Raw genomic sequence first — 25,793 nt, forward strand, 5'->3', positions numbered from 1 at the left:
GTATAAAATAGGTTTATTCAACGTAGAATTTTTGCTTGAACTGTAAGTTCGTGTTCAGTTGATTGCCATATTTAATTGCGATATTGAAGTTGATTTCCTGATCATCGCGGTAGGGTACTTCGGCAATGTAATAAATTGCATCACCTTCGCGGATCTCTTTAAACGTTAGATTGATTCGCGCATCTAACAAATTATTAGCAACTCCAGTAATTTCAACGGGTACTGCGGGCTTATTTGCTTCGCTAATATCTAATACGGCAATATTGATGATGCCAGTGTAGCTACTGCGCTTAATGCCATAGGATTTGGCTATGCTAGGCGTTAAAAATGTACTGCCAAGTGCCATGTAATGAATATCAAAATTGCCGACAGTTTCTTTTTGCTCGGCATTTGCAACACCGCAAAGGCTGGCCGTGAGGGCTAATACAGCGAGAAGATTACGGAACATGATGGGATACCTCATATTAGGGAATGTTGGATTATAGGGCCGCCGTGACTATTTTTTCCAATAAATTAATAGCATTCAAAGGATTAATTCGTTTTCAGTTGTACGATTCTTTAACTGAGTGATCTTTCAACTGAATTACCTTTCACTATCTTGCCCCATCAGTTCAGTAATGACACTTGGGATGATCTTAGGGTCAATAATGCGGATTTGTTTATGTCGGCCAAGTTCACCTTTCATTATATGAATGTCGCTCTTTGGCACTTTAAAAGCTTTTGCTAAGTACTTGCTTAAATGGGCATTCGCTTTGCCATCAATAGGCGGCGCAGTGATGGCTACTTTTAGCTCATCACCGTGCAATCCTACAATTTGATCTCGGCTAGCCTTAGGCTGAATGTAGAGATTAAGCAGCAAGTCACCTTGCTGCAAAGTCACTGCACTCATTAGATCACAGCCCAATAAGGGATATATTGAGCAAGTAACATATTGAGGAAATTCATACCAATAATGACCAGCATTACGGATAAATCTAAACCACCAATTGGCGGTATGATACGACGTATTGGTGCTAATACGGGTTCAGTTAACTGACCCATAATCATTACAATTGGATTATAGCCTTGGTTAAACCAGCTTAAGATTGCGCGTATTAATAGCATCCAAAATAGAAGTACCCCTGCTTTTTTGACCACAGATACAACGGCAAACAGCAAAAATAACAGTATGTCTATGCCACCGCCCGCAATGAGGCTAATTAGTAGCAGCTTGGCTATCACAACCAATAATGCGAGGACGAAAGATGCGGTATCAAATCGCCCTAAGGAAGGCAAAATACGGCGCATTGGTGCGATGAGCGGGTGAGTTGCTTTAACAATAAATTGGCTAAAAGGATTGTAAAAATCTGCCCTTGCCAGTTGTAACCAAATCCGCAAAATCACCACCATCAAATAGAGATCGAATAGAGTGGTGATTAAAAAGGTAAATGCATTCATCGAGATTTCTACCTATTAAAGTTCGATATAAAAACGTGTTAGTGGATCAAAATGTTTTAGCCATTTCTTCTGCACGATTAATACAGTTTTCCATGGCTTTTTTTACTAAGCCGCGCATATCCGCAGCTTCAAATGTCGCCAGCGCTTGTGCGGTGGTGCCGCCCTTTGAAGTAACATTCTCCCTTAAATTACCTAAGGTCAGTTGTGGGTTTTGCTTTGCCATCATAGCAGCGCCAAGCGCAGCTTGCTGCACTAAACTTCTGGCTTTTGTTTCATCCATTCCCATTTCTTTGCCTGCATCTATCATAGACTCCATTAGCAAAAAGAAATAAGCCGGTGAACTGCCCGATAGTGCAATCACTTGATCTAAATCTGACTCTTCATTTACCCACACTATTTCGCCGCCGCTTGACATCAAACGATCGCAAATGGCTTTCTGCTCGGGAGTAATGCTTTGAGGCGCATAGAGGCCTGTCATACCCACACTAATTTGCATCGGCGTATTTGGCATAGCGCGGATAAGCTTGATGTCTTGTGCCAGATAGTCGGTATATCGCTTTGCTTTAATGCCCGCAGCGATAGTGATGACTAACTTATTCGACAGCTCGACTGTCTGTAATGCTTCACAAACTTGTTGCATCAATTGTGGTTTTACCGAAAGTACTATGACATCGGCAGCTTGCGCCGCGGCTAAATTATCCTGAGAAACCAAAATCCCAAAATCGTCTTTTAGTGCATCGAGTTTACCTTGGCTGGGATTAGTCGCTTGGATGAGTTGAGCTGGATAGCCGCTATTGACTAAGCCACTGATGATGCTGCGCGTCATATTGCCGGCACCGATAAAGCAGATTTTCTGTTGATCCATTTGATTCTCTTCAGTGTGTTAACCGTTAACTTGTAACATCTTCACCTTAAATTAAGATGATAAAACGGTTAGTCATTTGAATGACTGAGCCTGATTATCGACTCTCGCTAATTGCTCTTAAATCGTTAATGTTCGGTGTTCTTAAATACAGTATTTGGGCATAAAGTGCTAAAAACAAGGTTAAACTGACCTCTAACTAAATGCCTAAAGTGGATTTTACGCAGCGTAATTGCGTTCACCAAAAATGGCACTGCCAATACGCACCATAGTTGAACCGCAGCTAATCGCTGTATCTAGGTCATTACTCATCCCCATTGAAAGCGTATCTACAGCGGGATAATACGATTTAAGTTCTTGAAATAGATTGTTTAACATAGAAAACTCTTTAAGCTGTAACTCTGTATCCGCGGTAGCCGTTGGAATTGCCATTAGGCCCCTCAGTGCTAAGTTAGGTAGCTGAGCTATCAGTTCGGCCAGTGGCAGCATTTGAGCCGCATCTATGCCAGATTTTGTGTCTTCAGCACTGATATTAATTTGAATACAGACGTTTAATGGCGCCAATTCGGCCGGACGTTGCTCATTGAGACGTAGGGCAATTTTGTCGCGTGAGAGGGTATGCATCCAATCGAAATGCTGGGCGACTATGCTGGTTTTATTGGATTGGAGTGGGCCGATAAAATGCCATTCTATGTCCGGGAAATCCCCCTTGAGCGCAGTAATTTTTTCAGCGCCTTCTTGGACATAGTTTTCGCCAAAGCAACGCTGACCCGCTTGGTAGGCTGCTATAATGTCTTCAATAGGTTTAGTCTTGCTGACGGCAAGTAAGCGAATATTGCTGGGGTGGCGGGCACATTTTTGCGCTGCTTGTGTGATCCTACGCTGGGCGATTGCGAGTCTGTCTGCTATTGTTGTCATGATGTAATTATCTAGTTGCAAGGATATCCCAAACGATGGAAATCACTGAGTTATTGGCATTTAGTGTAAAACACAAAGCCTCGGATCTACACCTTTCTGCAGGGATATCTCCCATGATCCGTGTTGACGGTGAAGTGAGAAAAATTAACCTGCCCGCGCTCGATCATCAAGGTGTACACAGCTTAGTGTACGACATAATGAATGATAAGCAGCGCAAGGACTACGAAGAACATTTAGAAATCGATTTCTCGTTCGAAGTCCCTAATCTTGCACGCTTTCGTGTTAACGCATTCAATCAATCCCGTGGTGCTGCGGCTGTGTTTCGTACCATTCCAAGTGACATTTTGTCACTTGAGCAATTGGGTGCGCCGGAAATTTTTAAAAAAATTGCCAGTTTCCCTCGCGGATTAGTGCTAGTGACTGGACCTACGGGGTCGGGTAAGAGTACCACACTTGCCGCCATGGTGGATTACGTGAATGAAAATCGACATGATCATATCTTAACCATTGAAGATCCTATCGAATTCGTTCACCAAAATAAGCAATGTTTGATTAACCAACGTGAAGTTCACCGCCATACCCACAGCTTTAATGCGGCGCTTAGAAGCGCACTGCGTGAAGACCCAGACGTGATTTTAGTCGGTGAGATGCGTGACCTTGAGACCATTCGTTTGGCGATGACCGCCGCAGAAACGGGCCACTTAGTGTTTGGTACCTTGCATACCACCTCTGCCGCGAAAACGATTGACCGTGTGGTCGACGTATTCCCTGCTGGTGAAAAAGACATGGTGCGCACTATGTTGTCTGAATCGCTGCAAGCGGTTATTTCGCAAACTCTGATTAAAAAGGTGGGAGGAGGCCGTGTCGCCGCCCATGAAATCATGATGGGCACGCCCGCTATCCGCAACTTAATTCGTGAAGACAAAGTGGCGCAGATGTATTCGGCAATTCAAACAGGTATGGCCCATGGAATGCAGACCTTAGAGCAATGTTTACAGAACTTAGTCAATCGCGGTCTTATCACTCGTGAAGATGCAATGGCGAAAAGTTCGAATAAACAAGCGACATTTTAAGGATTTATGATGGATGTTCGTCCGTTTTTAAAAGTGATAGTGGAACGCAAAGCCTCCGACTTGTTCATCACAGCGGGTTTTCCGCCGAGTGCCAAGATTGACGGTGAATTGCGTCCCTTGGCAGAAAGTGCGTTTACACCAGCACAATCCCTGGATTTTGTTGAGTCGTTAATGACTGAGGCTCAGAAGCAAGAGTTTCATTCCACTCGTGAGTGTAACTTCGCTTTTGCGGCAAAGGATTTAGGTCGTTTTCGGGTGAGCGCTTTTTGGCAGCGTGAATCGCCTGGCTGCGTGATGCGCCGTATTGAGACTAAAATCCCTGATGTCGATGATTTAAAATTGCCGCCTATTCTAAAAGATCTGGTGATGAGTAAACGTGGCCTCATCATTATGGTAGGCGGAACGGGAACGGGTAAGTCAACGTCCTTGGCGGCCTTGGTGGGTTATCGCAATGGTCATGCTCGTGGGCATATTTTGACTATTGAAGATCCGGTTGAATTCGTTCATGACCACAGAAAAAGCATTATCACCCAGCGTGAAGTGGGCATAGATACTGAATCTTTCGATGCGGCGCTAAAAAGCTCCCTTCGCCAAGCTCCCGATGTGATCTTGATTGGTGAAATCCGTACCCAAGAGACGATGGAGTTTGCGCTGTCATTTGCGGAGACGGGTCACCTTTGTATGGCAACCTTGCATGCCAACAACGCCAACCAAGCGTTAGACCGGATTATGCATCTCGTGCCTGAGAGTAAGCATCAACAGTTATTGTTCGATTTATCATTGAATTTACGCGGTATTGTGGCGCAACAATTGATCCCTAAAGTTGATGGCACAGGGCGTCGAGCCGCGATTGAAGTATTGATTAACACCCCAAGGGTGGCGAGTTTAATTGCGAAGAACGAGCTGCATTTACTCAAAGAAACCATGGCAAAATCCAACGAGCAGGGTATGCAGACGTTTGATCAGGCCTTGCTGAAACTTTATGTCGATGGCGAGATTAGTTACGCCGATGCGCTGCACCATGCTGATTCACCAAACGATTTACGTTTGATGATTAAATTGCAGAATAAAGAATCCACGGGCTCAGGTTTTATGGAAGGTGTCACCTTAGACATGGACTAGCGCGATAGTCCGGTTCTGGGTTAGGCAGCTCTTTATGGGCTGCTTTTTGTTTGTGTATTAGATTTTCGTTCAGCTCAATCGGTTCTACTTCATCGCTATGTTGCCATTATCCATAGCTTTTATTTTTTAATTCAATATGATCTTTACCTAGTGCGTTTGCGTAATGTACTGGTAAAGGAGAAAGCAATGAAAAAATTACCCATGATATTCGCTATGACAGCGAGCTTGACGAGTGTTGGCGTTATGGCGGCCACTTGTCCCGAGTATCTGAACCTTGAAGTACGAAAATTACATTCTGAAGAGACGGTTAATCTGTGTGAATTGACTCAGGGAAAACCAGTGTTGATTGTTAACACGGCCAGTAACTGTGGTTACACCCCGCAGTTTAAAGCGCTTGAAACATTGCATGAAAACTACAAAGATAAAGGCTTAGTGGTCATTGGTTTCCCATCGGATGATTTTTTCCAAGAAGAAAATGATGAGAAAGATACGGCTAAGGTGTGTTACATCAATTACGGTGTCACTTTCACTATGCTGTCGACTTCGGCTGTGCGTGGCAGTGACGCCAATAGCGTATTTAAATACTTAGCCGAAAAAACCGGTGCGCCTAAGTGGAATTTTTACAAGTATGTCGTTAGCGGCGATGGCGCAGTTGTGCAACAGTTCAATTCTAAAGTGAAGCCAGATAGCGAAGAGCTTAAGCAAGCAATAGAATCTGTACTTTAATTTTATAAGTATTTATTAATTAAGAGGCTGTTTTGGCTAAATTTTCAGGCTTATCCAAAGAAGTTGGACACGGACAGCGCGGCAAAGTGGGCGTGCTGTTATTAAATTTAGGTACGCCAGATGCGCCCACAGCATCGGCTGTTAGGCGTTATCTAGCTGAGTTCTTAGCGGATCCCCGCGTAGTCGAAATTCCTAAATTAGTGTGGATGATGATTTTACACGGGATCATTTTGCGGGTACGCCCAGCAAAATCAGCGGCGTTATACCAGAAGGTATGGACAGCGGCCGGCTCACCGTTAATGGACATTAGTTTGCGTCAAACGGCGAAGTTAGCGGATAAACTTAACGCCGATAACCATGATGTTTCTGTCCATTTAGCAATGCGTTATGGCAGTCCATCGGTCGCCAGTACCTTGCAAACTATGCATCAAAATGGCATTGATAAAATCGTGGTGTTACCACTGTATCCCCAATATGCTGCGCCCACTACGGGTTCTGCTTTTGATGCGATTGCGGCTGAGTTGTCCAAGTGGCGCTATATTCCATCGTTGCATTTTATTAATACTTATCATGATAATGCTGATTTTATTAATGCTTTAGCCAATTCGATCACGGCTGATTTTGAAGCAAATGGTAAACCGCAAAAATTGGTGTTGTCTTACCATGGTATGCCTGAGCGCAATTTGCATTTAGGCGATCCGTATTATTGCTTCTGCATGAAAACGACTCGACTGGTTACCGAAAAGCTTGGGTTAGGTAAAGATGAGTTTGTGATGACATTCCAATCGCGTTTTGGTAAAGCTAAATGGCTACAACCTTATACCGATGCGACTTTGAAAGCGTTGCCGCAACAAGGTGTGCGCGATATTGCTATCGTTTGCCCAGCTTTTAGCGCCGATTGTTTAGAAACGCTGGAAGAAATTGTTGGTGAGAATGGTCATCTCTTTGCCGAGGCGGGTGGTGAGAAGTTCCGTTACATTGCTGCACTAAACGATGATGATGCGCACATTACTATGATGGCCAACTTAGTGAAGCCACATTTTTGATCCGGTAATTTATCGGGTTAAACATAAAACTGAAAAGGATAAGGCAACTTATCCTTTTCTTTATATATGGTTTTTTATTGTGGCATTACTTGCTGAAGTTATTTTCGAAGTAGCTTTCAATAATCAGTACGGCAGACACAGCATCGACTTGGCCTTTGGTGAGCGCCTTGAATCCGCCTAACTCGAATAATCTTGCCTTAGCATCGGTAGTGGTTAATCGCTCATCTTGAGTGGCTATTTTGACTTTGAACTTAGCATTGATACGGTTCGCAAATTTACGCGCCCTGTGGGTCATATCTTGCTCAGTGCCATCCATGTTTAAGGGCAGACCAACAACCACTAGGTCGGGTTGCCACTCTTTGATTAAATCGCCTATCTGATCCCAGTTGGGGATCCCATCGACGGCTTTGATTGACAATAATGGCGTGGCGCTAGCGGTGATTTCTTGGCCTATAGCCACACCAATACTTTTAGTGCCAAAATCAAAGCCTAATACGGTTTTCGAATTCATAGTGTGCTGACTTATATTAAGAAATAGGCTTAAGCGTGACCCGCTTGAGCTGAAACTTGCCAAGCATCAAATCCGAGAGCACGACTGGCCTGTGGCCAACGGTCTTCGTGTTTAATGTCAAACAAGAGCGCATTCGTTGCTGGAATTGTGAGCCAAGAATTATCGGCAAGCTCTTGTTCGAGCTGATCTTTACTCCACCCTGCATAACCTAATGCGACGAGAAACTTCTCGGGCGATCTGTTGCTTCCAATCGCGGTTAACACATCACGGGAAGTGGTTAGCATTAAACCACAACCCAGATCTGTGCTATTGGCCCAATAGGGCTGAGAGGTATGCAGCACAAAGCCGCGATCTTGGGAGACGGGGCCGCCCATCATGACATTGGTATTTAGCACTAAATCCGTGGAGACTTGCTCAGCTGGCAAATCCATTTGTTCTAATAGCGAATTAACTTCGATACCGAGCGGTTTATTGATCACCAGCCCCATGGCGCCTTTGGCATCATGTTCACAGATATAAATGACTGAGCGTTCAAAAAACGTACCGTGTAGTGAGGGCATGGCAATTAAGAAATGGTTCTGCAAACTCTCCATTAAACTACTCCGTTTGATGTGGCTAAGTTGATCTAGCTTGCTGCTATATTACTAAGTCGGGCGAGATTAACCGCCAGCTAATTTAACTTTGTAGTTTTGTTTCTCAAGTAATAGCTTTAATTGCTCGCGGTTGTCCGTTTGGACCTCAATAGTGAAATCTTTAACCGTACCACCACAACCACATTGTTTCTTAAGGGTTTGTGCCATTGCTTTTAACGCTGCTTCATCGAGACCTAACCCTGAGATAATCGAAACGGCTTTACCTTTGCGGCCTTTACTGTCTCTGTGGATCCTGACTATGCCATCGGATTCAGGAATCGCTTTAGTGGCGGGCTCTGCATTTATACGGCCTTTGTCGGTGCTGTACACTAAGGATACATTAGGATCTGCTTTCATAGATTTCATTCATTGGTGTTAAAAGATGACTTATACCCGTTCAGTTTATCAAATTTGCAGGGGTTCTGGGAGGTAAAAAAAGACCACTTGAGGATTATCCTTAAGTGGTCTGAACAAAATGCTAACTCTTTGCAGGGAAGTAAGCATATTTTTGAAAAAGGGAGCGTTATCAGCCGTTTTAATTTATGCGCATAAAGACCATGACGATCAGCGCTACTGCAGTCAGTAAGGCGCTGGGCATAATAAATTTATGCAGCTTAGGTAACGCAATTAAGCAGGCGGTAGTCACAAAACCAAATGCGGCGACTGTGGCATAGTTAGTGCCATTAGCAATGGTATCAATAACCAACCAGCCAAGGACTAGGAGGGGTAATATCAGTAAACTGGTAGGCAAGTGACGTTTTATTTTGGCGTTATTCGCTTCGAGAGAAATTTTTTCTGGTGCAAGGAAAAAAATGGCAGATGCAACCATAAACGCGCTAATAAACCAGTACATTTCAATACCCCCTTTAAATCTTAATTGATAATCATTATCATCTTTGGTTTTGCTGAAGTCAAGCTGAATGAGATGCCGCTTTTTAATCAATTGAGTTGTAGATTAGGCTATTGCTCTGTAAGCTAAATTCATATCTCTGATACTTGTCTTTGTTCGGGTTGAACATCTGAGGAAATTAAGATGAAAAATATTTTTGTAGCATTAGCTGTGTTGGCACTCAGTGCCTGTAGTTCGATGAAGTCAGGTTGGGATTTTGATCCTAGCGCCAATTTTACCCAATATAAAACCTATGCTTGGGTTGCTCAGAAAACGGATTCTGCTGGATATCATCTAGATGGCTTGATGGACCAACGGGTCAGAGAAGCGGTGAATAGCCAGTTAGCGAGTAAGGGGATGACATTAGTTGATGCAAAAGATGCTGATGTACTTGTTAATTATCTGACCAAAGTTGATAAGAAGATTAATGTTGATACCTTCAATAGTAATTTTGGCTACAACCCATACTATGGTCCAGGATGGGGTTGGGGCGGCAATATGCAGACCCAAACCACAGTAAGAGAATATGAAGTCGGTACCCTGATTATTGATTTGGTTGATAATAAAACCACTAAACTGATCTGGCGTGGTTCTGTTGCCGATACCATTCGCGACAAAAATACCCCAGAAGAAAGAGTACAGATCATCAATCAAGCAGTGGGCAGTGTAATGGCAAATTATCCACCTAAGCCTGACACTAAGTAGTTCTGATTCAGTTTGAATGAACATTAAGCGGCCTGAGGGCCGCTTTTTTGTGGCTGATTTTTATGCGTTTTGCCCATTCGATTAGATGATCTGCAGTTATTTATCATCTGATTGGATTTACGTTATTAATACTTATTAAAAATTCTATTTTCATAGATGACAATGTGAAGGTAACATTTTTATAACTGACTATTTTGTATAATATTTATCCTATAACATTAATAATGTAATAGGAGTCTGCATCAGATTATTAATAAGATGATGAATTAATTTTTCTAATGATGAATTCAAAATAAAATCATTATAGAACTGAGAGGTTATCAGGCAGAATCAATTCTTTGAGTTGTTGGTAGTAGCAAAGATGCATGAGACGCAGATTATTGGATTACTTTGGCTGATTGGGATTATTGCCGAGGCGATGACGGGCGCTCTGGCGGCTGGCCGCAAGCAGATGGATTTGTTTGGTGTGGTGATCATTGGCTGCGCAACGGCAATTGGTGGCGGTACACTAAGGGATATGATGCTCGGAAATTACCCCTTAATTTGGGTTGAGCATGTGCATTACCTTATTGCGATTGCATTCGCTTCTTTGCTCACTGTCGCTATCGCCCCTGTGATGCGTTATCTGTCTAAGTTATTTTTGGCTATTGATGCCTTAGGCTTAGCGGTATTCTCCATCGTGGGCGCACAAAAGACGTTAATGCTGGGATTTAGCCCAACAATTGCCGTAGTCATGGGATTGGTCACAGGTGTCTTTGGTGGCGTTATCCGCGATATTCTGTGTAACCAAGTGCCTTTGATTTTTAAGAAAGAACTCTATGCGGTGATTTCACTACTGACGGCAGGCTTGTATATCGCCTTAAAAGCCTATCAGTTAACGGAATGGATTAATCTGGTTATTTGTTTAAGCGTTGGTTTTAGCTTACGGATGTTGGCGCTGCGATATCATTGGTCTATGCCAACCTTTGACTACCAATCCAGTGGCGATCAGCATACACATTAAATCGTAAAACCAAATCGTAGAAATAGAACCGTTAAACAAAAGGGCAGCTAAGGCTGCCCTGTTTTTAGCTGTGAATTACTGCTGGGCTTGAAGGGTTTTCAAGGCTTCAAGCGCTGCATCATAGTTAGGATGCTCTGTGATGTTTGGTACTAACTCTTGGTATTGGAGCTTACCTTCTGCATCTATGATGAAAATGGCTCTAGCCAGCAAGCCGTAATCTTGAATTAACAAACCATACTTTTCACCAAAATCACGCCACACGCTATCTGATAGCACTTTGATTTTATCTACGTTTTCCACTTTACAGAAACGCTTCTGTGCGAAGGGTAAATCGGTACTGATCGTTAGCATGATGACGTCATCGGAAAAATGGCCAACTTCGCTGTTGAATCGCTTCGTCTGCAGTGCGCAAACACCTGTATCTAGGCTTGGCACGGCACTTATCAGTACAGTTTTACCCTTAAAATCACTTAGCATCACTGGCGTGAAATGCTCATCAACGACTTTAAACCCTGGCGCCATTTGCGACAATTTTGGTCTTTTCCCTTCTAAGGTGACTGTTTTTTCACCCATTAAAACCTGTGTTTTCTCACTGGCGAGTGTATTGGGACTCATCAGAACTAGGCTATAAATACAGCTTGCGGCTAAAAATGAAACATATTTTTGCATTGGATTTCCTCACACATGAATATCTGTGCCTTCGCTAATATCTGTCCATTAAGGTACGCTAAAATGATGCGTAGAACCATAAAAAAAGGTCGGTAATTACCGACCTTTTTTATCCACTAATTGTTATTTGCTTAGTGGTAATTCTTTGACATGGATATCCATTTGTGGGAATGGAATACCTATATCTGCAGCGTCTAATGCATTTTTTATTTGCTCAAGCAGTTGGAAACGTGCAGTCCAATAATCAGATGTTTTTACCCAAGGACGAACCACGAAATTGATTGAAGAGCTAGCCAATTCAGAAAGTCCAACTGTATATGCTGGATCTTTTAACACATACTGGTTGTTATCTAAAATATCGGTCAATACTTTTTTAGTGAGTGCGATATCGGCGGAATAAGATACGCCAATCACTAAATCGATACGACGACTATCCATCGCTGAGTAGTTAGTGATAGTGCCATTCATGATAGATGAGTTTGGCGCTACGATAACTTTATTATCAGGAGTACGAAGCTTGGTTGAGAATATGGTTATTTCATCAACAGTGCCGGCGATACCTGCAGCTTCAATATAGTCACCTACGCGGCAAGGGCGGAATAACACCATTAACACACCCGATGCAAAATTAGACAGAGACCCTTGTAGCGCTAAGCCTATTGCTAAACCTGCAGCACCGATAACGGCTACCAGTGATGCGGTTTGTACGCCAATTTGGCCTAACGTAGCAATAACCGCGAAAACAAATACCACTGCCCAAGCGAGGTTTGCGACAAATGAAACGACTGTCGGATCAACTTTACGGCTGTTAAGTAATTTACGAACAAGCTTCTGTGCTACGCCCGCAAAGTATTTACCAACAAAGAAGATGATAATGGCGAATAATGTTTTTAAGCCATAAGTCACAATCAGATCTGGTGCTTGTTTTAATAAACCTTCGAGGTTTTCCATTGAATAACTCCCTAAATATACGCTAACAAAAACTATTTATTATTGACGATAAATTCTACTCGTCGATTTAAACTGCGCCCTTCGCTAGAACGGTTGTCCGCTACAGGTTCAGATATACCTTTACCTATTACGGTAAAGCGATTTGGATTAAAGCCATAGTCTTCAACCAAAATACGTTTTACATTTTGAGCCCGTTGAAGTGATAGTTGATAATTAAACTCTGGTGTACCAACGATATCTGTGTGACCTACTAAGGTTAATTCAACATCATTTTTTTCTAAGAATGCTTTTACTAAGGCTAAAGTTTTCCATTGAGAAAAGTCAACCTCAGCAATGGCAAATTCAAAATACACCATAGCTGCAGAAATATTATGACAATCTGTGTTTAACTCAGCATTTGAATGACTCATATCGCAAACTGGTGATGCAGTCATTTCCACAGAGACTTCTTCCACACAACCATTAGCCATAACAGGTGTATTTGGCTCTGTGTTAGGACAGGCATCTTTGATATCTGGCACTCCATCTCGGTCAGTGTCAGACCAAGCAAATACCTGTGATGTTAGGCTTAAACTTAATAGCAAAAGCGCTAGCTGAATCCATCGAGATTGGGAGTTTTTCACTACAAATCACCTATTGAACGATAAGTATTAGTCAAAATTACTAAAGCGATCGCATTGTTGTAGCATGACCATCTTAGTGTGGCATTCTAACGAGTAAGACTCTTTTCGCCAAGCTAAACGCGTACAAGCGTCCATACATCGACATATAGATATCGGCAAGATCTTGAGTATATTTATGTTTTTATTAGTAGATGTCAGTATGTCGATACTTGCTTCAAGCATGAGCGAGGTTCTACATCGGTAAATTTGTCGACAAGTATGACGATAAACTATACAAAATAAGCCTTTAGCGCTAGAGTCTTGAGCCCATTATGCGCCAACCAAACTTTAAGTTGAGGACAAGATGATAGATTTACGCAGTGATACTGTTACCCAGCCAACAGCAGCCATGCGGTTAGCCATGTCCAGAGCCGAAGTGGGTGATGATGTTTACGGTGATGACCCTACGGTAAATAGTTTGCAGGATATGGCTGCGGAGATGTTTGGCTTTGAAAGTGCATTATTTACCTGTTCGGGTACTCAAGCAAATTTATTGGCTTTGATGGCCCATTGTGATCGTGGAGATGAGTACCTGTGCGGTCAGCAGGCTCACAATTATAAGTTCGAGGGCGGCGGCGCCGCTGTCCTAGGCAGCATTCAACCTCAACCTTTAATGAATCAATTAGATGGCACTATTGCATTAGCTGACATTGAAGCCGCAATTAAGCCTGATGATATCCATTTTGCTCGTACTCGTTTGCTTAGTTTAGAGAATACGATTGGCGGTAAGGTTCTCCCGCAAAGCTATTTGGCGGACGCGCAGGCATTAGCCTTTAATCGCGGATTAAAAATTCATTTAGATGGTGCGCGAGTTGCCAATGCTGCGGTGGCGCAGAATATTGCAATAAGTGATATCACGGCGCACTTTGATTCAGTGTCGATTTGTTTATCCAAAGGATTATGTGCGCCAGTCGGCTCATTACTCTTAGGTGATGAACGCTTGATTAAGAAAGCCATTCGTTGGCGTAAAATGCTTGGTGGTGGCATGCGTCAAGCTGGGATACTTGCCGCTGCGGGTAAGCTTGCTTTAACTGAGCAAGTACAACGGCTTAGTGAAGATCATGACAATGCAGCGTACTTAGCTCGGCAGTTGGCAGAATTCAGTGAGTTCGACGTCAATTTAGCCGCAGTACAAACTAATATGTTATTTGTTACATTAGCATCCCATATTGATGCGAACTTATTGGCTAAACACTCTCGAGCGGAAGGCATCCTGATAAGCCCAGGGCGTACGCTTCGGCTTGTGACTCATAAAGATATCAGCCGTCAGGATATAGATAAAGTGTTGCGTGTTGTTAAGCAGTACCTCAAAGCCTAAGTGTGGATTGATTTCCGATTTTACTGAAATGCCCGAGCTTTGTCTTGGGCATTTTTATAGGCAGATATTGCTTAATGTTGAATTATTAAGCAATTAATGAATGATTTTCTAAAACAAGCTTTAGACAACAGGCGAAATGTTTGCGTTTATCTATACTAAAAACAACAAGATTATATCGCTAAGGTAACTTTAGGTTGAAACCTAATAACAATACTAATAAAGGGGTCGATTATTGGACAAATCGGATCAGTGAATTGGAAATGCCAGCACTGTGTTCGACTCTTAAATCGCTAGAAAAGCTCGCCAAGGATGACGTTTCCTCTCTCGCATTACTCGGGCGTAGCGTGATGCACGATAACGCCTTAACTTCTCGTATTCTTCGAGTTGCTAATAGCGCTATTTACCATAAAGGTAGTAGCCAAATCTCTACTGTCAGCCGAGCGGCTATAGTGCTTGGTTTCGATGCGGTGCGAAATATCTGTATCACAGCCAAGTTACTCTCAAGCTTGTTAGAGAGTAAAAATTTGGCACCTAACGTATATCAAAGATTAATAAAGTTGATGGCTAAAGCATTTCAAGCCGCCATGATTGCACGGATGATGTTGAGCCATTATGACGAAGAAATGCAGGAAGAAGCTTTTATAGCCTCTTTACTGTATCACATAGGTGAGAGCGCTTTTTGGAGTATTGGTGGTGAGTTCACCGAAGAGTTAGATCTAAAACTGCGTGAATGTGCAACGCCAACTGAGGAACGAAGTATAACCCGCGAAGCCCTCGGCACTTCTTTTTCACTATTAACTCAAAGTATTGCCCGCAATTGGGGATTGGGAGAACTGTTGGTCCATGCAGTTAATAATCCTGAAGACCAAAGACCTGAAATTCGGTCTATTTTTATTGCGGATAAGCTCTGCGATATTTTATCTCAACCTAATCTTGATAAGCAGGAATTAGGGAAACGTATCACGCAAGCGGCGAGTTTTACTGGACTAGAAGAAAATGAGTTTATGGTGCGGATGCAACGCTGCGCGAATGCGACCCATAAGTTAGCTGAAGTATATGGTGCTAAGGTGTTGCTAGACTATCTACCAGATCCTAAGCGTATGGTCACAGTTAAACCTGTTCCACTTCCCATTCCGTTAGATATGCCTGTCTATCAAGTTAACTTGAATATTCAGTTAGCTAAGCTACGAGAATTAACAGGCTTCGCCATTAATAAAGCCGATTTTAACCAAATCATGCAAACGGTTCTTGAAGGCATACTTGAGGGCGTTGGCGTTGACCGGTGCGGCGTGCTGTTATTGTCGCCAAGCCGTAAACAACTTCAACCTAGGGTGATATTAGGTCGTGATGCAGATGCCATTAAGCAAGAGTTTATTATCGATTTGAGCGATAGGCGGGGATTATTTTACCAAGCGATGGAGCATAAGTTACCGCTTTGGGTAGATGATCCTAGCTCTAAGAAATGGCAAGAGCAGTGTAAAGAATTACAAGCGCAACATGTGTCACGTCAAGGCTTTTTATTGGCACCATTATTAGTCGATAGTAAAGTGATCGGGTTTTACTACGCGGATAGGGGTCCTTCGGAAAGGGCATTTGAAGACGTGGATTTTCAAAGTTTCATCCACTTCTCCCAATTGGCGAATGTGTGTTTTACTGTGTCTTTGAGATAGTGGTATAACTTAAGTGATTACTTTTAGTGATTTAATTTCAAACTGTATTCTTTCGAAATTGCACTCTTTCAAACCGTATTTTTGGAAGTGCTGCTCTATTGTTTGTTTACGGCTTTAATCTCGGCAGTTATTTGCTTGGCTACCTCATTAGGAATGGGAAAGCTTAAATGGTATTGCGCTATTTCCCAGTTGCCATTGGTTTTGATTAAAGTGCCTGTTCCTCGACTGACGCCATAGGCTGGACTATTTAATAACTCGTCAAACAATATGACATTGCCGTGTTGGATTAAATGCCGCTCAGTTAAATCATAGCGCCAACCTTTTGTGGGGCGGGAGTAACGTTCAAATTCCGCCATTCCCCAGCGCTCACTCGCATCCGTGCCAATAAAAATGCCGTCTTTTCGGTACAGGGCAAAGTATTTATCCCAATTGGCATCGCTTGAATATTGGTTGAGTAAATCTAATACGTGAGCCGCCGCTTGTTGATCAGGATTCGAAGTCGTTTGAGTGCTTTGTGTTAGCGAGTCCTGTGCCTGTACGCTTACATTAAGGCCGCCAAGCATTAACGCGCTGAGCAGTAACCCCAAGGTAGCGCGATTAATATTGGAACCTTTAACTGAGAATGCATGAGTGTCTTTGAGCATTTTGCGTGCCTCTACTTTTATGGGTTAATGCCAGTTTATCGGATCGAGTTGATAAAAGCGGCTCAGTTCTCTATACAAGTCTGGGTGTTGTTGGTAAAAATCCTCTGGTTTCTCAAAAAAGACTTCGGTGATGACGGCAAAAAACTCAGCGGGATTAGTCGCACCATAATAATTAAATAATGAGGGCGTGCCAAAATTTGCACTGTGTTGTAATTGGGTAAATTCCCTACTTAGCACTTCAGACCAAGTGCTGTAGTCGGCAAAATGCTGCAGAATGGGTGCGCCATTGGCTTGGCCATCTTCTTGATCGAGCTGATGGGCAAACTCATGGATTACGACATTATTACCATCATGGGGATCGGCGGCGCCGTCTAGAGTATTTCTCCATGAGAGCACAACTTTACCGTATTCCCATGATTCCCCTGCCAGCACATTGCGTTGTTCCCACACGATACCGCTAGTGTCTTTATGTTGATTATTGACGATAAAGGCATCGGGATAGACCAAAATCTGTTTCAGTTTGGGGTAAAAGTCGGTTTTACGATTGAGTAGCAGTAGACAGGCTTGGGCCGCGATTGTGACTCTTACTTCATCCGTGATCTCAAAATTATCGCAGCCGATAAAGACTTTTTCATCGATGAAAATTTGGATATGCCGTTTGAGTTGCAGTTGTAGATCTGCGGGTAGAGCATGGAAGTAAGGCAGTCTTTTTTTGAGAATGCTGCGCCATTCTTTTGGAAAAGGTTTCATCGTGACTCGTCGACGATGTAAGGTCTTGCGCCAACGACTCGACAGTAGCCAGGTAATTGCGCCAATTCCTAGAATAAGCGTGATAACAATAGCGAGCATACTTCCCTGACTTTATCCTGATTAACTTAGTATTAGCTAATGGGGGTGAAGTCAGCGTAACTCAATCCTCTGGTGAAAAAAGAAACTGAACAGTCGCCGCATTTTATGGTTAGGAATAGCGAACTGGTTGGTTTAGTCGTGTCTCTGTACGATTGCGACCTGTTAGTTTGGCGTGATAGAGAGCCTCATCAGCTTGATTAATTAAGCTATTAGTATCCATAGGTTGTGATCGCTCCCAGCAAGTAATACCAGCACTGATGGTCAGTATGCCGTCATGGGGGGAGTCTTCATGTGGTATTTTTAAACTGATGATTTTATTGCGTAATACTTCAGCAAAATGATATGCCTCCTCGAGATTGCTCGATGGCAGTACTATCATGAATTCCTCTCCGCCATAGCGGGCAAGCATGTAAGTGGGTTGTTTCAAGATCGATTTGGTGGCATTAACGATTGTCTTAAGACATTGATCGCCTGCGACATGACCATACCTGTCGTTAAATTGTTTAAAATTATCAATATCAAACAGAATTATACCTAGGGGCATGTTGTGGTCCCTTGCATACTCTAATTCTTTTTGGAGTTGTAAATCTAAATAGCGGCGATTATAGCAGCCAGTTAATCCGTCGGTTTCGGCCATGCCTTTAACCTGAGCTGCATAGCTTTTTAATGTCTCTAAGGAGCTCACCATTTGCTGGAGCTCTAGGTTATCAGTGACAGGCATTCTGGCGTCGAGTTTTTCATTGGCAATGGCATTCATTGCATCTCGAGTCGCCATGACAGGCTTGATGATTCCCTTAGTGATAAAGTGCCAACTGGTGAGCCAGATGAAGAAGCAATATAAGATGCCACTGCAGAAAATCAATACGATAAATGCGGTGCTATCGTTTTTAAGTTCGCGGCCTGTTTGCTGAATTTCATTTTCAACTTGGTTAACGAGATCCTGCGTATAGGTCGCAACGATTTGTGCGGCATCTGCTTGGTATTCTAAATGTGCATTGGCGATATGAGTGCTTCTAATCGCTTTGCGAGAAAGTTCAAAGAGGTTGTCTTCACCGACCATGGTCTGTTTTATTTGTGATAACAAATTAAAATATAAGTTTTTATCGCCACCGATACTATCAAGCATAGCCTCCATGCTTAACAGCAGCCGCATAGCATCTCTTTGGGTTTGGTTTAGTTCAACCAGATTGTCGATGATATTCACTTGAGTTAACTGGGTAAATAAGTGTTCTCCTAGATGACTAAATAAAGATAGCTGATAGTTGGTATGGATATTTAAAGCAATCTGGTCAACGTTTTTCAGCTTAAGCTGGCGTTCAGAGTCCGTATTAATACGCTGAAATTGGGTTTGCATTTCATCGCTAAATCCCGACGCCATTGACGTTAAGTTGGCTTGAATATTGGCTGCCTGTGAATTGGCTTGTAAGGCAGTATCGGTTAACGTGTTGAGCAATGGCAGTTGTTGTAAGTAATACAGTTGAGTATCTAAGGCGTGATTTAATTCTTGCTTATTGACAGTAGAAGTTTCTATTGAGGCCAGTAGTCGTGAGTCATTGATGAGTAATTCCCATTGTGTAGAAAGTTCACCTAACAGGCTAGTTCTTTGTTTTTCATCATAATAATTATTCAAGCGTGCAGTAATGATTTGTAGTTTTTCACTGTTTTTTGCCAGTTGCAGCGCAGTGGTGACTTTTACCACATCTACCCCGACTAAGTGTTCAATTTCTGATTTGAGTTGCTGTGACAGTAGTATGGCGACAACACCATTTAATAGCGCCATGCCCACTATGATATAGAAGGCTGAGGTTATTTTTTGTTTCAAACTTTTCAGTGGTTTAGTGCTTGGCATTATTTTCTTTGTCAATAGCAGGTACCTCTCCATAGGTATTTTGGAGGTGTTTTATCTCTGCACTTAATTTAATGAAAATATCTTCACTGTTAGCGGGTCTGCGGCTTGCGCTAAAACAGGCGTGGCTGAGTTCAGGGTAAATTTGTCCCATGGCAGTACTGGTGAAATGCCCAAAGGATAAGACCTTAGTAGACCAAAACATATTGGCTATGTGGCTTGCCTCAAATGCGCCTGCTATACCTCTTAAAGATTCATCTTTAAATTCTGGGGCTGTTACTACATCCATACGACAGGGATTACCCCCCCCCATAGCATAGGCATGTTGTGCCTCATAGGTGCCCATATATTTGAGCAGCCAATAGGCAGCTTGAGGTTTTTTGCTGTCGTAGCTAACGGCAAAGGCATAAGCGCCATTGTAGGGATAACCGCCAGGCACTTGGCTTACGGCTAGACGCGCGCCGAGAATGTTCTGTTCAACTTTAAAGGATTTATACCACAGATTATTGTAGGCAAAAGGCCACATTGCCGCTTGACCTGTTGCAATAGCATTAGCTGCTTCATTGAAAGCAAACTGCTCGTTAGCGGGAACGGCATAGGGCATTAATTCGCGATATTGCTTGGCCGCTTCAATGGCTTCATGGTTGATGGTAGGCACTTCAAAATGGGAGATCTGTTTCTGGCTGTTATAGACTGGCTGCATCCAAGTGCCACCTAAGCTCCAAATCATGCTAGAGAATTCATCGTTAATATGGGGCTTATCACCCGACATTAGCGCTAGACCGTAAAAGTCATGAGTCAGTATTTTATCCGCCAATATAGTGCCTGCTTTACGAGTGAAGAACTGAGCTTGATCTCGTAACTCTGTTAAGGTTTTTGCTGGTGCGAGTGGATAGCCAAACTGACGCAGAAACTGAGCTTTTTCAGTTTTATTATCAAAGAGATCTGCTCGATAGTGATTTCCCATAACATAATTGTTATAGGGAATAGCATGGATTTCACCTTGATAGGACAAGATGTTAAGTAGCGATGGGTAATAGGGTTCTAGGTATTTCTCCATGGCCTTTTCGCCATCGGGATCGTACAGTTTAGCGAGTTCAATTAAGGGCACTGTATAACCATTGGCAGCCCATTCTTTAGCCCAGCCCGCTTCCATTGTGAGTAAATCGTATTTGCCTGAACCTTGAAGTAAATTCTGGGTCTGTAAGTTAAACATATCCTCTAATTCAGTACTGACCACCTGCACTTTTACGCCGGTTTTAGCGGTGAATTTAGGCAACATTTCTTGGGTTAAATAGTCGGTCCAAAATCCTTTTTCAGCGACCAAAGTAATGGGGGTTTTGTTTGTTAGCGGCGGGATTTGTGCCAATGAAAATTCTGCGTAACAGGGCATCATTATCGCTGCGGTTAAACAAAGAAAAATAAATCTGATCTGGTTTAACAAAAACAACACCTTAATGTTACGTGTTGACTCTGAGTTAATATCATTAATTCAGCATTATGTATATTTAAGGATAGGTGGGATCAGAACTTATGCCGCGATTTTATGATGGTTTTTATTGTGTTTTTTTACTTTTTGAGCAAAAAGCCGGTAACTCGATCTTAGCTAAGTTACCGGAAAAGGGTGGGAGTAGTGCGAATCGTTAACGGTTTTGGCGTTGTTGTTCTCGTAATTGCCTCAAGGTAATAGGTAGGTCGAAGTGTTGTTCAATCAAGAGTCGGAGCAGCTTTGATTTGGATATACTGCTTTCTTCTGCCAGTGTAGCAAGATGGGTTATAGCCGCTTCACTGAGGGAAAATGTTGCTTTGCGATAGTGTGTTTTAGTTTCTACTTTTGCCGGGAATAATACGTTTGTTTCTAGGCTTTGTTTGTGCAAGCTCAACACATTGGAATGGCTCTGGGCCATGTCAGTTGTGATGTGATTTGCCTGTGAGCCTGTGTTTTTTGTGACAATTGCATCTGCTTTATGATCTAGATTGCTTTTTATCTTATTCAGACTTTGTCCCATTGCGTACAAGTTTGCCGCCTCAATAAACTCATCTAACGAAAGCGAGTGCTGTAAGCTGCTAGATGACATAGCGTTTTTCTTGAGATCGCTGAGTCCCATTTTGCCCCCTTCGTTGAGTAGTCGTGTGAGTGGATTGAGTTTGATGGGTCAAATGATGATGCATTTGACTCACTCCCTGAGCGTGTATCGCGGGATGTAGGAGATTGGCTAAGCTGGCAGCACAATCGACTTGGAATAGTTCGCAGGCGATAGTGCGAATTTCTTCGGCTGCTTTTCCTGCGGACTCGATTTCAATTACCGATAATCCTGATTCTTCACTGTCATCATAAACATTGCGGCAATATGTTATCGCGTCAAGGACATGGATATCATAGGTTTTACAGACTTCTTTGGCCTCTAAAATTCGGTTAGCTTGATTGGGGAGACTTGGACATTGGGTGATCACAAAAGAAGCCTGTAACTTGGGATTAATCATCTTACACGTCGCGACGATATCGTCCATGTGACATACGGTTTTTAAATCGCGGCGCTTAGGTCTTAAGGGCATTAAAATGTAAGAGGCGACTGACATGGTTGCTCGTAGTGCTAGGTTATCTTGCCCACCGCAGTCGACTATGACTACATCATAGTGTTGCTCAAGACTGAGTAAGTCATTACGGATCTTACCGTAAAGCTGCACGCAATTGATGCTGGCAAGTTGCGGATTGTTGTTTCTTGCATGGATCCAATCAGAGGTGGTGCGCTGGGGATCGCAGTCCACCATAATGACCGAGGCGCTACATTCTGTGGTTAGAAATACAGCTATATTTTGGGCCAAGCAACTTTTACCGCTGCCGCCTTTTTCTCCACCGATTAAGACTATCATGACGTATTCCTTAATTCTTTTGATGACCCTTGTGCAGCGAGTTGATGTGTTTGGAGCTATCCGCATTGATGTCCGAAATCGAATGTAAACCTAATGTTAATCTTGGTCAATTGGCTGATTTTTGACGTTTTTTAATTAAATTGTCGTAGGCGTTTTTCTGTCAGTATCTGGTCATATGTCGTTAATTTGACAAAAAAGATGAGACGAGGGATTTATAAAAATGTTTTTTTATCTTATTGGTTTTAAATTGTTTTATCTGTTATCCGTCAGCTAAAAGGGTTGTTTGTGGTGATCGGTAACTGTGCATAGGACTTAGGGTGTAGTTTTTTATTTCTTCCTTGGTACAAGTGTTAATTTTATATTTCTAAATGTTATTAACTGATCTGAGTAAATTATCAGCTTCTCAGTCGAAAGTGGTCTTGTTTGGTGAGGCACTTGTCATCAAATTGCCAAATGCTGGCTTTATCATCTCTATAGACTGACGTCTAAATCGCTTGAAATTTCAACCATGGAGAAGGGATGCCAAATGGATATCAAAACTATTATGCCTATTAAGTTTGAACTCGTTGAAACTGCACCGTTATTTCATGAACTACTTAATCTGCGGGCCACAGTTGGCCTCCCTTCTATTGGCGTTGAACTTGCGGATGTACAGGCATTGTTCTGGGTCTCTATTCGATTAAGTGACAAGACTGAATTGGAACATGCAGGCGCTGGGGCCGCTAAGTCTAATCTATTGGCAACGGCGTGTGTTTATGGCAACAAGCCCGGGCATTTGATGATTGAAGATTTTATTGTCTTACCCGAATACCAACCCTACGGGCTAGCAAAGATAATACTTGAGCGGGTGATGACCTTTGTTGATGACCATGCGAGTGCGGGAACTTGTGTCAGTATGACCGCCCATGGTGAGCATGAGCGCTTATGTAGTGAATATGGTTTTCAGTATGCTCCCTGCGCTAACTTAGGGCCTAATCTGTTAAAAATTATCGCTTAATATTCGTGTGAGAATGCCTTTTAGGTGTTAGCTAGCGCGTATTTTTGCCCTTGGGTATATAGTTACTTTTGCGTAGTTAACGGCGACATTCGTTCGCTTATGTTGTAGCATCCGTAGGATTATCGTGACGTTCTGTATGAGATAACAACCTATGGATCAGCAACTCCTTATTGATGCTGTTAATCAAAAAATGCCCTTTGGTAAGTACGCTGGACGTAAGTTGCTCGAATTACCCGAACCTTATCTGGTGTGGTTCCATAAGCAAGGTTTTCCTCAAGGGAAACTTGGTGAGCAATTAGCGCTAATTTACGAAATCAAACTTAATGGCTTAGAAGGCATGCTAAAACCGCTGTTGAAATGAGTTCCCTTTTTTTAAGAAAAATACTGCTTTTGCGATAAGTGTTGTATTTCGTGATAGAGATTAGCGATTTATTGTTTTTAGCGTGCTTTAATGCAGCATATTAGCAAAACAAAAGGAACGCAGGCATGATGGCAAAATGGGTAAAATTAGCGGCAGTAGCGACTTTAGCGTTAGGCATGTCAAGTGCTTGGGCTCAGGGTGTCACCCACGAAGGTACTGTTGTTGATACGATGAACGGTGGTGGTTACACCTACGTACAGATTAAAGAAGCTGATACCACTTTTTGGGCCGCGGGTCCTCAAACTGAAGTGAGCAAAGGCGATAAAGTGACTGTGGTTGAGCAAATGTGGATGAACGAATTCACCAGCAAAACCTTGAACCGCACTTTTGATAAACTGTTATTTGTTGGCCAAATCGATAAGAAATAGTCAGCAGTATCGAGTGCGCTAACCTGTGCGCCTCTTTAATTCAACGGCTTCGATACTTTCGAGGCCGTTTTTGTTTTTAGCGTTCAATGCCGCTAAATCTGAGTTTGTGACTATCTCGATGGGGACAAAGGCGGCAAAATAGCGGCTATTTTTCTAGCCGTTATTACTCAGCAGGGGATCACTCAAGTGATGGCGTTTGAACAGTTCGAGATCCAGCCTTATCAATCATGTTATGCACGGGAAGTGAGTGAGTTATTTCACCTTTGCGTGCACAGCATTACCCATGTTCGTTATGCGCAGGCGCAGCTTATGGCTTGGTCTGCGGCGCCAAGATCGGCTAAACATTGGGATTTACGGTTACGTCGCTCGAAGGCGTGGGTGGTTTTAGCCATAGATGAAGCGACTGCTTCTTCAGTTTGTTGCGGTTTTATCAATGTCGAAACCCATTTCCCCCGTCAAGGTTACTTAGATAGCTTATATATACATCCAGATTATCAAGGGCAGGGATTAGGTGAGCGCGCTTATCTTGTTTTAGAAGCTTGGGCTAAGGCACAAGGCTATGTGCGCTTGAGCTTGGACGCATCTTATCTCTCTAAAGGGTTGTTTACTCGGATGGGATTTATTCAAATACAGCGCAGTTATCAGCAAAAACTTGGGCAAGTGATCCCCGGTTTCTACATGGAAAAGAATATAGGAAAGAATATTTAACGCGCGTTTACTATGGTTTCAGCTAGAAAGTGATGTAAGGTATTCCACAGTAAAACATTAGCTTAACGCCGTTTAGTGACACTATTTAACTAAATAAGCACTGTTTAGCTTAAATTAGAATTCGGTTAATCTAAGTCAATTAATGATTCAAGATGGAGGGCAGAGAATGAAGATTCGACTATTTACGCCATCGGATGTCTCGCAGTTGGCGGCAATCTTTGAGGCGAGTGTAATGCAAGGCTCTGGTGAGTTTTACTCCTTCGCCGAGCGCTCTGCATGGGCTTATATTGAAGGTGAGACCCGCAGCGAGAGTTATTGGCTTGAACGCTTACAGGGAACCACTATTTGGGTTGCCGAAACCGATAATATGCTGGTGGGTTTTATCAATCTTAAGATAGGCGCCGACAGCGATGTTGAAGCCGCTGCTGAAGTGGAATGTTTGTTTGTTCATCCAGAATATGCCCGTTCTGGGGTGGCTACCTCTTTGTATTTTGCGTTGTTTGAGGAAGTTAAAATCTTAGCGCTGAAACGATTAACGGTTGAAGCGTCCTATCTCGCGCGTCCTTTTTTTGAGAAACAGGGATTTCGCAGTATTCGTCGTAATGAACATAAGCGTTTTTTGAATGCGGCGGATAAAGCACAGGGCTGAAGGATCCCCTCATAAATCAGCCATAGCATAGCCATATTTGAGCAACTGATTGGCGAATAATACCCAGGCCGCCAGCAATTCTTTCTCCGTGATTTGATAATCAGGCCGCCTGAGTACCTCCAATCCCAAGCGAATCGTTGAGAGTACCGTTCGATGCCCAATGGTATTGGCCTGAAAATGCTTATCCCAGCCCTGTTGCTGTGCGTGTAAACCAACTAGCCACAACAGGCATTGAACCATCAA

31 protein-coding genes and 1 pseudogene are annotated in these 25,793 nt (G+C 42.8%); 13 read left to right on the top strand and 19 right to left on the bottom strand.

What is annotated here, in order from left to right; genetic code table 11:
• Positions 1-13: 13 nt before the first annotated feature.
• The 5 genes from L5M37_RS07305 to L5M37_RS07325 form a co-directional block, all read right to left on the bottom strand.
• Entirely contained in the window at positions 14-448 is a 435-nt protein-coding gene (locus L5M37_RS07305) for a DUF4426 domain-containing protein (RefSeq protein ID WP_113939419.1), read from the bottom strand.
• A 135-nt stretch (positions 449-583) separates the two neighbouring features.
• Positions 584-889: a DUF167 family protein YggU gene (gene yggU / locus L5M37_RS07310; RefSeq protein ID WP_263197139.1), complete on the bottom strand. Its 306-nt coding sequence runs from the start codon at positions 887-889 to the stop codon at positions 584-586.
• Positions 889-1,437, bottom strand: coding sequence for a YggT family protein (locus L5M37_RS07315; RefSeq protein ID WP_105251874.1), 549 nt, complete (start codon positions 1,435-1,437; stop codon positions 889-891). The genes yggU and L5M37_RS07315 overlap by 1 nt, the downstream gene beginning before the upstream one ends.
• A 46-nt stretch (positions 1,438-1,483) precedes the next feature.
• Positions 1,484-2,302, bottom strand: a complete 819-nt coding sequence (gene proC, locus L5M37_RS07320) for a pyrroline-5-carboxylate reductase (RefSeq protein ID WP_219233940.1) — start codon at positions 2,300-2,302, stop codon at positions 1,484-1,486.
• A gap of 216 nt (positions 2,303-2,518) precedes the next feature.
• Complete coding sequence (locus tag L5M37_RS07325) at positions 2,519-3,217, bottom strand: YggS family pyridoxal phosphate-dependent enzyme (RefSeq protein ID WP_168824570.1); 699 nt, start codon at positions 3,215-3,217, stop codon at positions 2,519-2,521.
• A gap of 35 nt (positions 3,218-3,252) precedes the next feature.
• Between L5M37_RS07325 and L5M37_RS07330 the strand changes: the two genes are divergently transcribed.
• The 4 genes from L5M37_RS07330 to hemH all read left to right on the top strand — a co-directional run bounded on the left by L5M37_RS07330 (position 3,253) and on the right by hemH (position 7,184).
• Positions 3,253-4,290, top strand: a complete 1,038-nt coding sequence (locus L5M37_RS07330; protein WP_006082517.1) for a type IV pilus twitching motility protein PilT — start codon at positions 3,253-3,255, stop codon at positions 4,288-4,290.
• Between the two features lie 9 nt (positions 4,291-4,299).
• Positions 4,300-5,412 carry a PilT/PilU family type 4a pilus ATPase gene (locus tag L5M37_RS07335; RefSeq protein WP_028761282.1) on the top strand — a complete coding sequence of 371 codons (1,113 nt, stop codon included), beginning with the start codon at positions 4,300-4,302 and terminating at the stop codon, positions 5,410-5,412.
• A 186-nt stretch (positions 5,413-5,598) separates the two neighbouring features.
• Positions 5,599-6,138: a glutathione peroxidase gene (locus tag L5M37_RS07340; protein ID WP_113939420.1), complete on the top strand. Its 540-nt coding sequence runs from the start codon at positions 5,599-5,601 to the stop codon at positions 6,136-6,138.
• Positions 6,139-6,170: 32 nt separating this feature from the next.
• Positions 6,171-7,184: a ferrochelatase gene (gene hemH / locus L5M37_RS07345; RefSeq protein ID WP_012587170.1), complete on the top strand. Its 1,014-nt coding sequence runs from the start codon at positions 6,171-6,173 to the stop codon at positions 7,182-7,184.
• 85 nt (positions 7,185-7,269) lie between these two features.
• Here the strand turns inward: hemH and ruvX are convergent, their stop codons facing one another.
• The 4 genes from ruvX to L5M37_RS07365 all read right to left on the bottom strand — a co-directional run bounded on the left by ruvX (position 7,270) and on the right by L5M37_RS07365 (position 9,180).
• A complete protein-coding gene (gene ruvX, locus L5M37_RS07350) occupies positions 7,270-7,695 on the bottom strand; it encodes a Holliday junction resolvase RuvX (RefSeq protein WP_006082513.1) in 426 nt (141 codons plus the stop codon).
• 29 nt (positions 7,696-7,724) lie between these two features.
• Positions 7,725-8,288: a YqgE/AlgH family protein gene (locus L5M37_RS07355; RefSeq protein WP_263162149.1), complete on the bottom strand. Its 564-nt coding sequence runs from the start codon at positions 8,286-8,288 to the stop codon at positions 7,725-7,727.
• 66 nt (positions 8,289-8,354) lie between these two features.
• Positions 8,355-8,684: a stress response translation initiation inhibitor YciH gene (gene yciH / locus L5M37_RS07360; RefSeq protein ID WP_263199939.1), complete on the bottom strand. Its 330-nt coding sequence runs from the start codon at positions 8,682-8,684 to the stop codon at positions 8,355-8,357.
• A 178-nt stretch (positions 8,685-8,862) separates the two neighbouring features.
• Positions 8,863-9,180 carry a hypothetical protein gene (locus L5M37_RS07365; RefSeq protein WP_263162154.1) on the bottom strand — a complete coding sequence of 106 codons (318 nt, stop codon included), beginning with the start codon at positions 9,178-9,180 and terminating at the stop codon, positions 8,863-8,865.
• A gap of 180 nt (positions 9,181-9,360) precedes the next feature.
• Between L5M37_RS07365 and L5M37_RS07370 the strand changes: the two genes are divergently transcribed.
• Positions 9,361-9,921 (top strand): DUF4136 domain-containing protein, encoded by a 561-nt coding sequence (locus L5M37_RS07370; RefSeq protein WP_028761276.1) that lies wholly within the window; start codon positions 9,361-9,363, stop codon positions 9,919-9,921.
• 361 nt (positions 9,922-10,282) lie between these two features.
• Positions 10,283-10,924, top strand: a complete 642-nt coding sequence (locus L5M37_RS07375; RefSeq protein ID WP_263199940.1) for a trimeric intracellular cation channel family protein — start codon at positions 10,283-10,285, stop codon at positions 10,922-10,924.
• A gap of 75 nt (positions 10,925-10,999) precedes the next feature.
• Here the strand turns inward: L5M37_RS07375 and tpx are convergent, their stop codons facing one another.
• From tpx to L5M37_RS07390, 3 genes are all read right to left on the bottom strand, one after another.
• Positions 11,000-11,593: a thiol peroxidase gene (gene tpx, locus L5M37_RS07380; protein WP_105251878.1), complete on the bottom strand. Its 594-nt coding sequence runs from the start codon at positions 11,591-11,593 to the stop codon at positions 11,000-11,002.
• 123 nt (positions 11,594-11,716) lie between these two features.
• On the bottom strand, positions 11,717-12,544 hold the full coding sequence (locus L5M37_RS07385; RefSeq protein ID WP_028761273.1) for a mechanosensitive ion channel family protein: 828 nt from the start codon (positions 12,542-12,544) through the stop codon (positions 11,717-11,719).
• 32 nt (positions 12,545-12,576) lie between these two features.
• Positions 12,577-13,167, bottom strand: coding sequence for an OmpA family protein (locus tag L5M37_RS07390; RefSeq protein WP_263199941.1), 591 nt, complete (start codon positions 13,165-13,167; stop codon positions 12,577-12,579).
• A 343-nt stretch (positions 13,168-13,510) separates the two neighbouring features.
• Here L5M37_RS07390 and ltaE point away from each other — a divergent pair, with 343 nt between their 5' ends.
• Both ltaE and L5M37_RS07400 read left to right on the top strand, forming a co-directional pair.
• On the top strand, positions 13,511-14,524 hold the full coding sequence (gene ltaE / locus L5M37_RS07395; RefSeq protein WP_263199943.1) for a low-specificity L-threonine aldolase: 1,014 nt from the start codon (positions 13,511-13,513) through the stop codon (positions 14,522-14,524).
• A gap of 194 nt (positions 14,525-14,718) precedes the next feature.
• Positions 14,719-16,194, top strand: coding sequence for an HDOD domain-containing protein (locus tag L5M37_RS07400; RefSeq protein ID WP_263199945.1), 1,476 nt, complete (start codon positions 14,719-14,721; stop codon positions 16,192-16,194).
• A gap of 95 nt (positions 16,195-16,289) precedes the next feature.
• Here the strand turns inward: L5M37_RS07400 and L5M37_RS07405 are convergent, their stop codons facing one another.
• The 6 genes from L5M37_RS07405 to L5M37_RS07430 all read right to left on the bottom strand — a co-directional run bounded on the left by L5M37_RS07405 (position 16,290) and on the right by L5M37_RS07430 (position 22,407).
• A complete protein-coding gene (locus tag L5M37_RS07405; RefSeq protein ID WP_219250972.1) occupies positions 16,290-16,838 on the bottom strand; it encodes a nuclear transport factor 2 family protein in 549 nt (182 codons plus the stop codon).
• A 24-nt stretch (positions 16,839-16,862) separates the two neighbouring features.
• A complete protein-coding gene (locus L5M37_RS07410) occupies positions 16,863-17,687 on the bottom strand; it encodes a zinc-dependent peptidase (RefSeq protein WP_028761268.1) in 825 nt (274 codons plus the stop codon).
• A 109-nt stretch (positions 17,688-17,796) separates the two neighbouring features.
• Positions 17,797-19,536 (bottom strand): GGDEF domain-containing protein, encoded by a 1,740-nt coding sequence (locus L5M37_RS07415; protein ID WP_263199947.1) that lies wholly within the window; start codon positions 19,534-19,536, stop codon positions 17,797-17,799.
• Positions 19,523-20,926, bottom strand: a complete 1,404-nt coding sequence (locus tag L5M37_RS07420; protein WP_263199967.1) for an ABC transporter substrate-binding protein — start codon at positions 20,924-20,926, stop codon at positions 19,523-19,525. Before L5M37_RS07420 ends, L5M37_RS07415 begins: the two co-directional genes overlap by 14 nt.
• A gap of 250 nt (positions 20,927-21,176) precedes the next feature.
• Positions 21,177-21,641, bottom strand: a complete 465-nt coding sequence (locus L5M37_RS07425) for a CopG family transcriptional regulator (protein ID WP_263196109.1) — start codon at positions 21,639-21,641, stop codon at positions 21,177-21,179.
• The gene (locus tag L5M37_RS07430) at positions 21,601-22,407 is read right to left on the bottom strand and encodes a division plane positioning ATPase MipZ (RefSeq protein ID WP_263177101.1); all 807 of its coding nucleotides are present in this window, start codon (positions 22,405-22,407) and stop codon (positions 21,601-21,603) included. The genes L5M37_RS07425 and L5M37_RS07430 overlap by 41 nt, the downstream gene beginning before the upstream one ends.
• Positions 22,408-22,933: 526 nt before the next feature.
• On the opposite strand from L5M37_RS07430, the gene L5M37_RS07435 reads away from it, so the two are divergent.
• The 5 genes from L5M37_RS07435 to L5M37_RS07455 all read left to right on the top strand — a co-directional run bounded on the left by L5M37_RS07435 (position 22,934) and on the right by L5M37_RS07455 (position 25,550).
• Positions 22,934-23,404: an N-acetyltransferase gene (locus L5M37_RS07435; protein ID WP_263199949.1), complete on the top strand. Its 471-nt coding sequence runs from the start codon at positions 22,934-22,936 to the stop codon at positions 23,402-23,404.
• 151 nt (positions 23,405-23,555) lie between these two features.
• The gene (locus tag L5M37_RS07440) at positions 23,556-23,765 is read left to right on the top strand and encodes a DUF3820 family protein (protein WP_263177100.1); all 210 of its coding nucleotides are present in this window, start codon (positions 23,556-23,558) and stop codon (positions 23,763-23,765) included.
• 125 nt (positions 23,766-23,890) lie between these two features.
• Complete coding sequence (locus L5M37_RS07445) at positions 23,891-24,193, top strand: NrfJ (protein ID WP_263177099.1); 303 nt, start codon at positions 23,891-23,893, stop codon at positions 24,191-24,193.
• Between the two features lie 186 nt (positions 24,194-24,379).
• Positions 24,380-24,901: a GNAT family N-acetyltransferase gene (locus L5M37_RS07450; RefSeq protein ID WP_219250966.1), complete on the top strand. Its 522-nt coding sequence runs from the start codon at positions 24,380-24,382 to the stop codon at positions 24,899-24,901.
• Positions 24,902-25,067: 166 nt separating this feature from the next.
• Positions 25,068-25,550: a GNAT family N-acetyltransferase gene (locus L5M37_RS07455; protein WP_263199950.1), complete on the top strand. Its 483-nt coding sequence runs from the start codon at positions 25,068-25,070 to the stop codon at positions 25,548-25,550.
• A gap of 9 nt (positions 25,551-25,559) precedes the next feature.
• Here L5M37_RS07455 and L5M37_RS07460 read toward each other — a convergent pair.
• Positions 25,560-25,793 (bottom strand): annotated as a pseudogene (locus L5M37_RS07460) (IS4 family transposase); the annotation flags it as partial.

Origin of the sequence: Shewanella sp. SM69 (assembly GCF_025653985.1) — a bacterium.
GTDB classification, from domain to species: domain Bacteria; phylum Pseudomonadota; class Gammaproteobacteria; order Enterobacterales; family Shewanellaceae; genus Shewanella; species Shewanella oncorhynchi.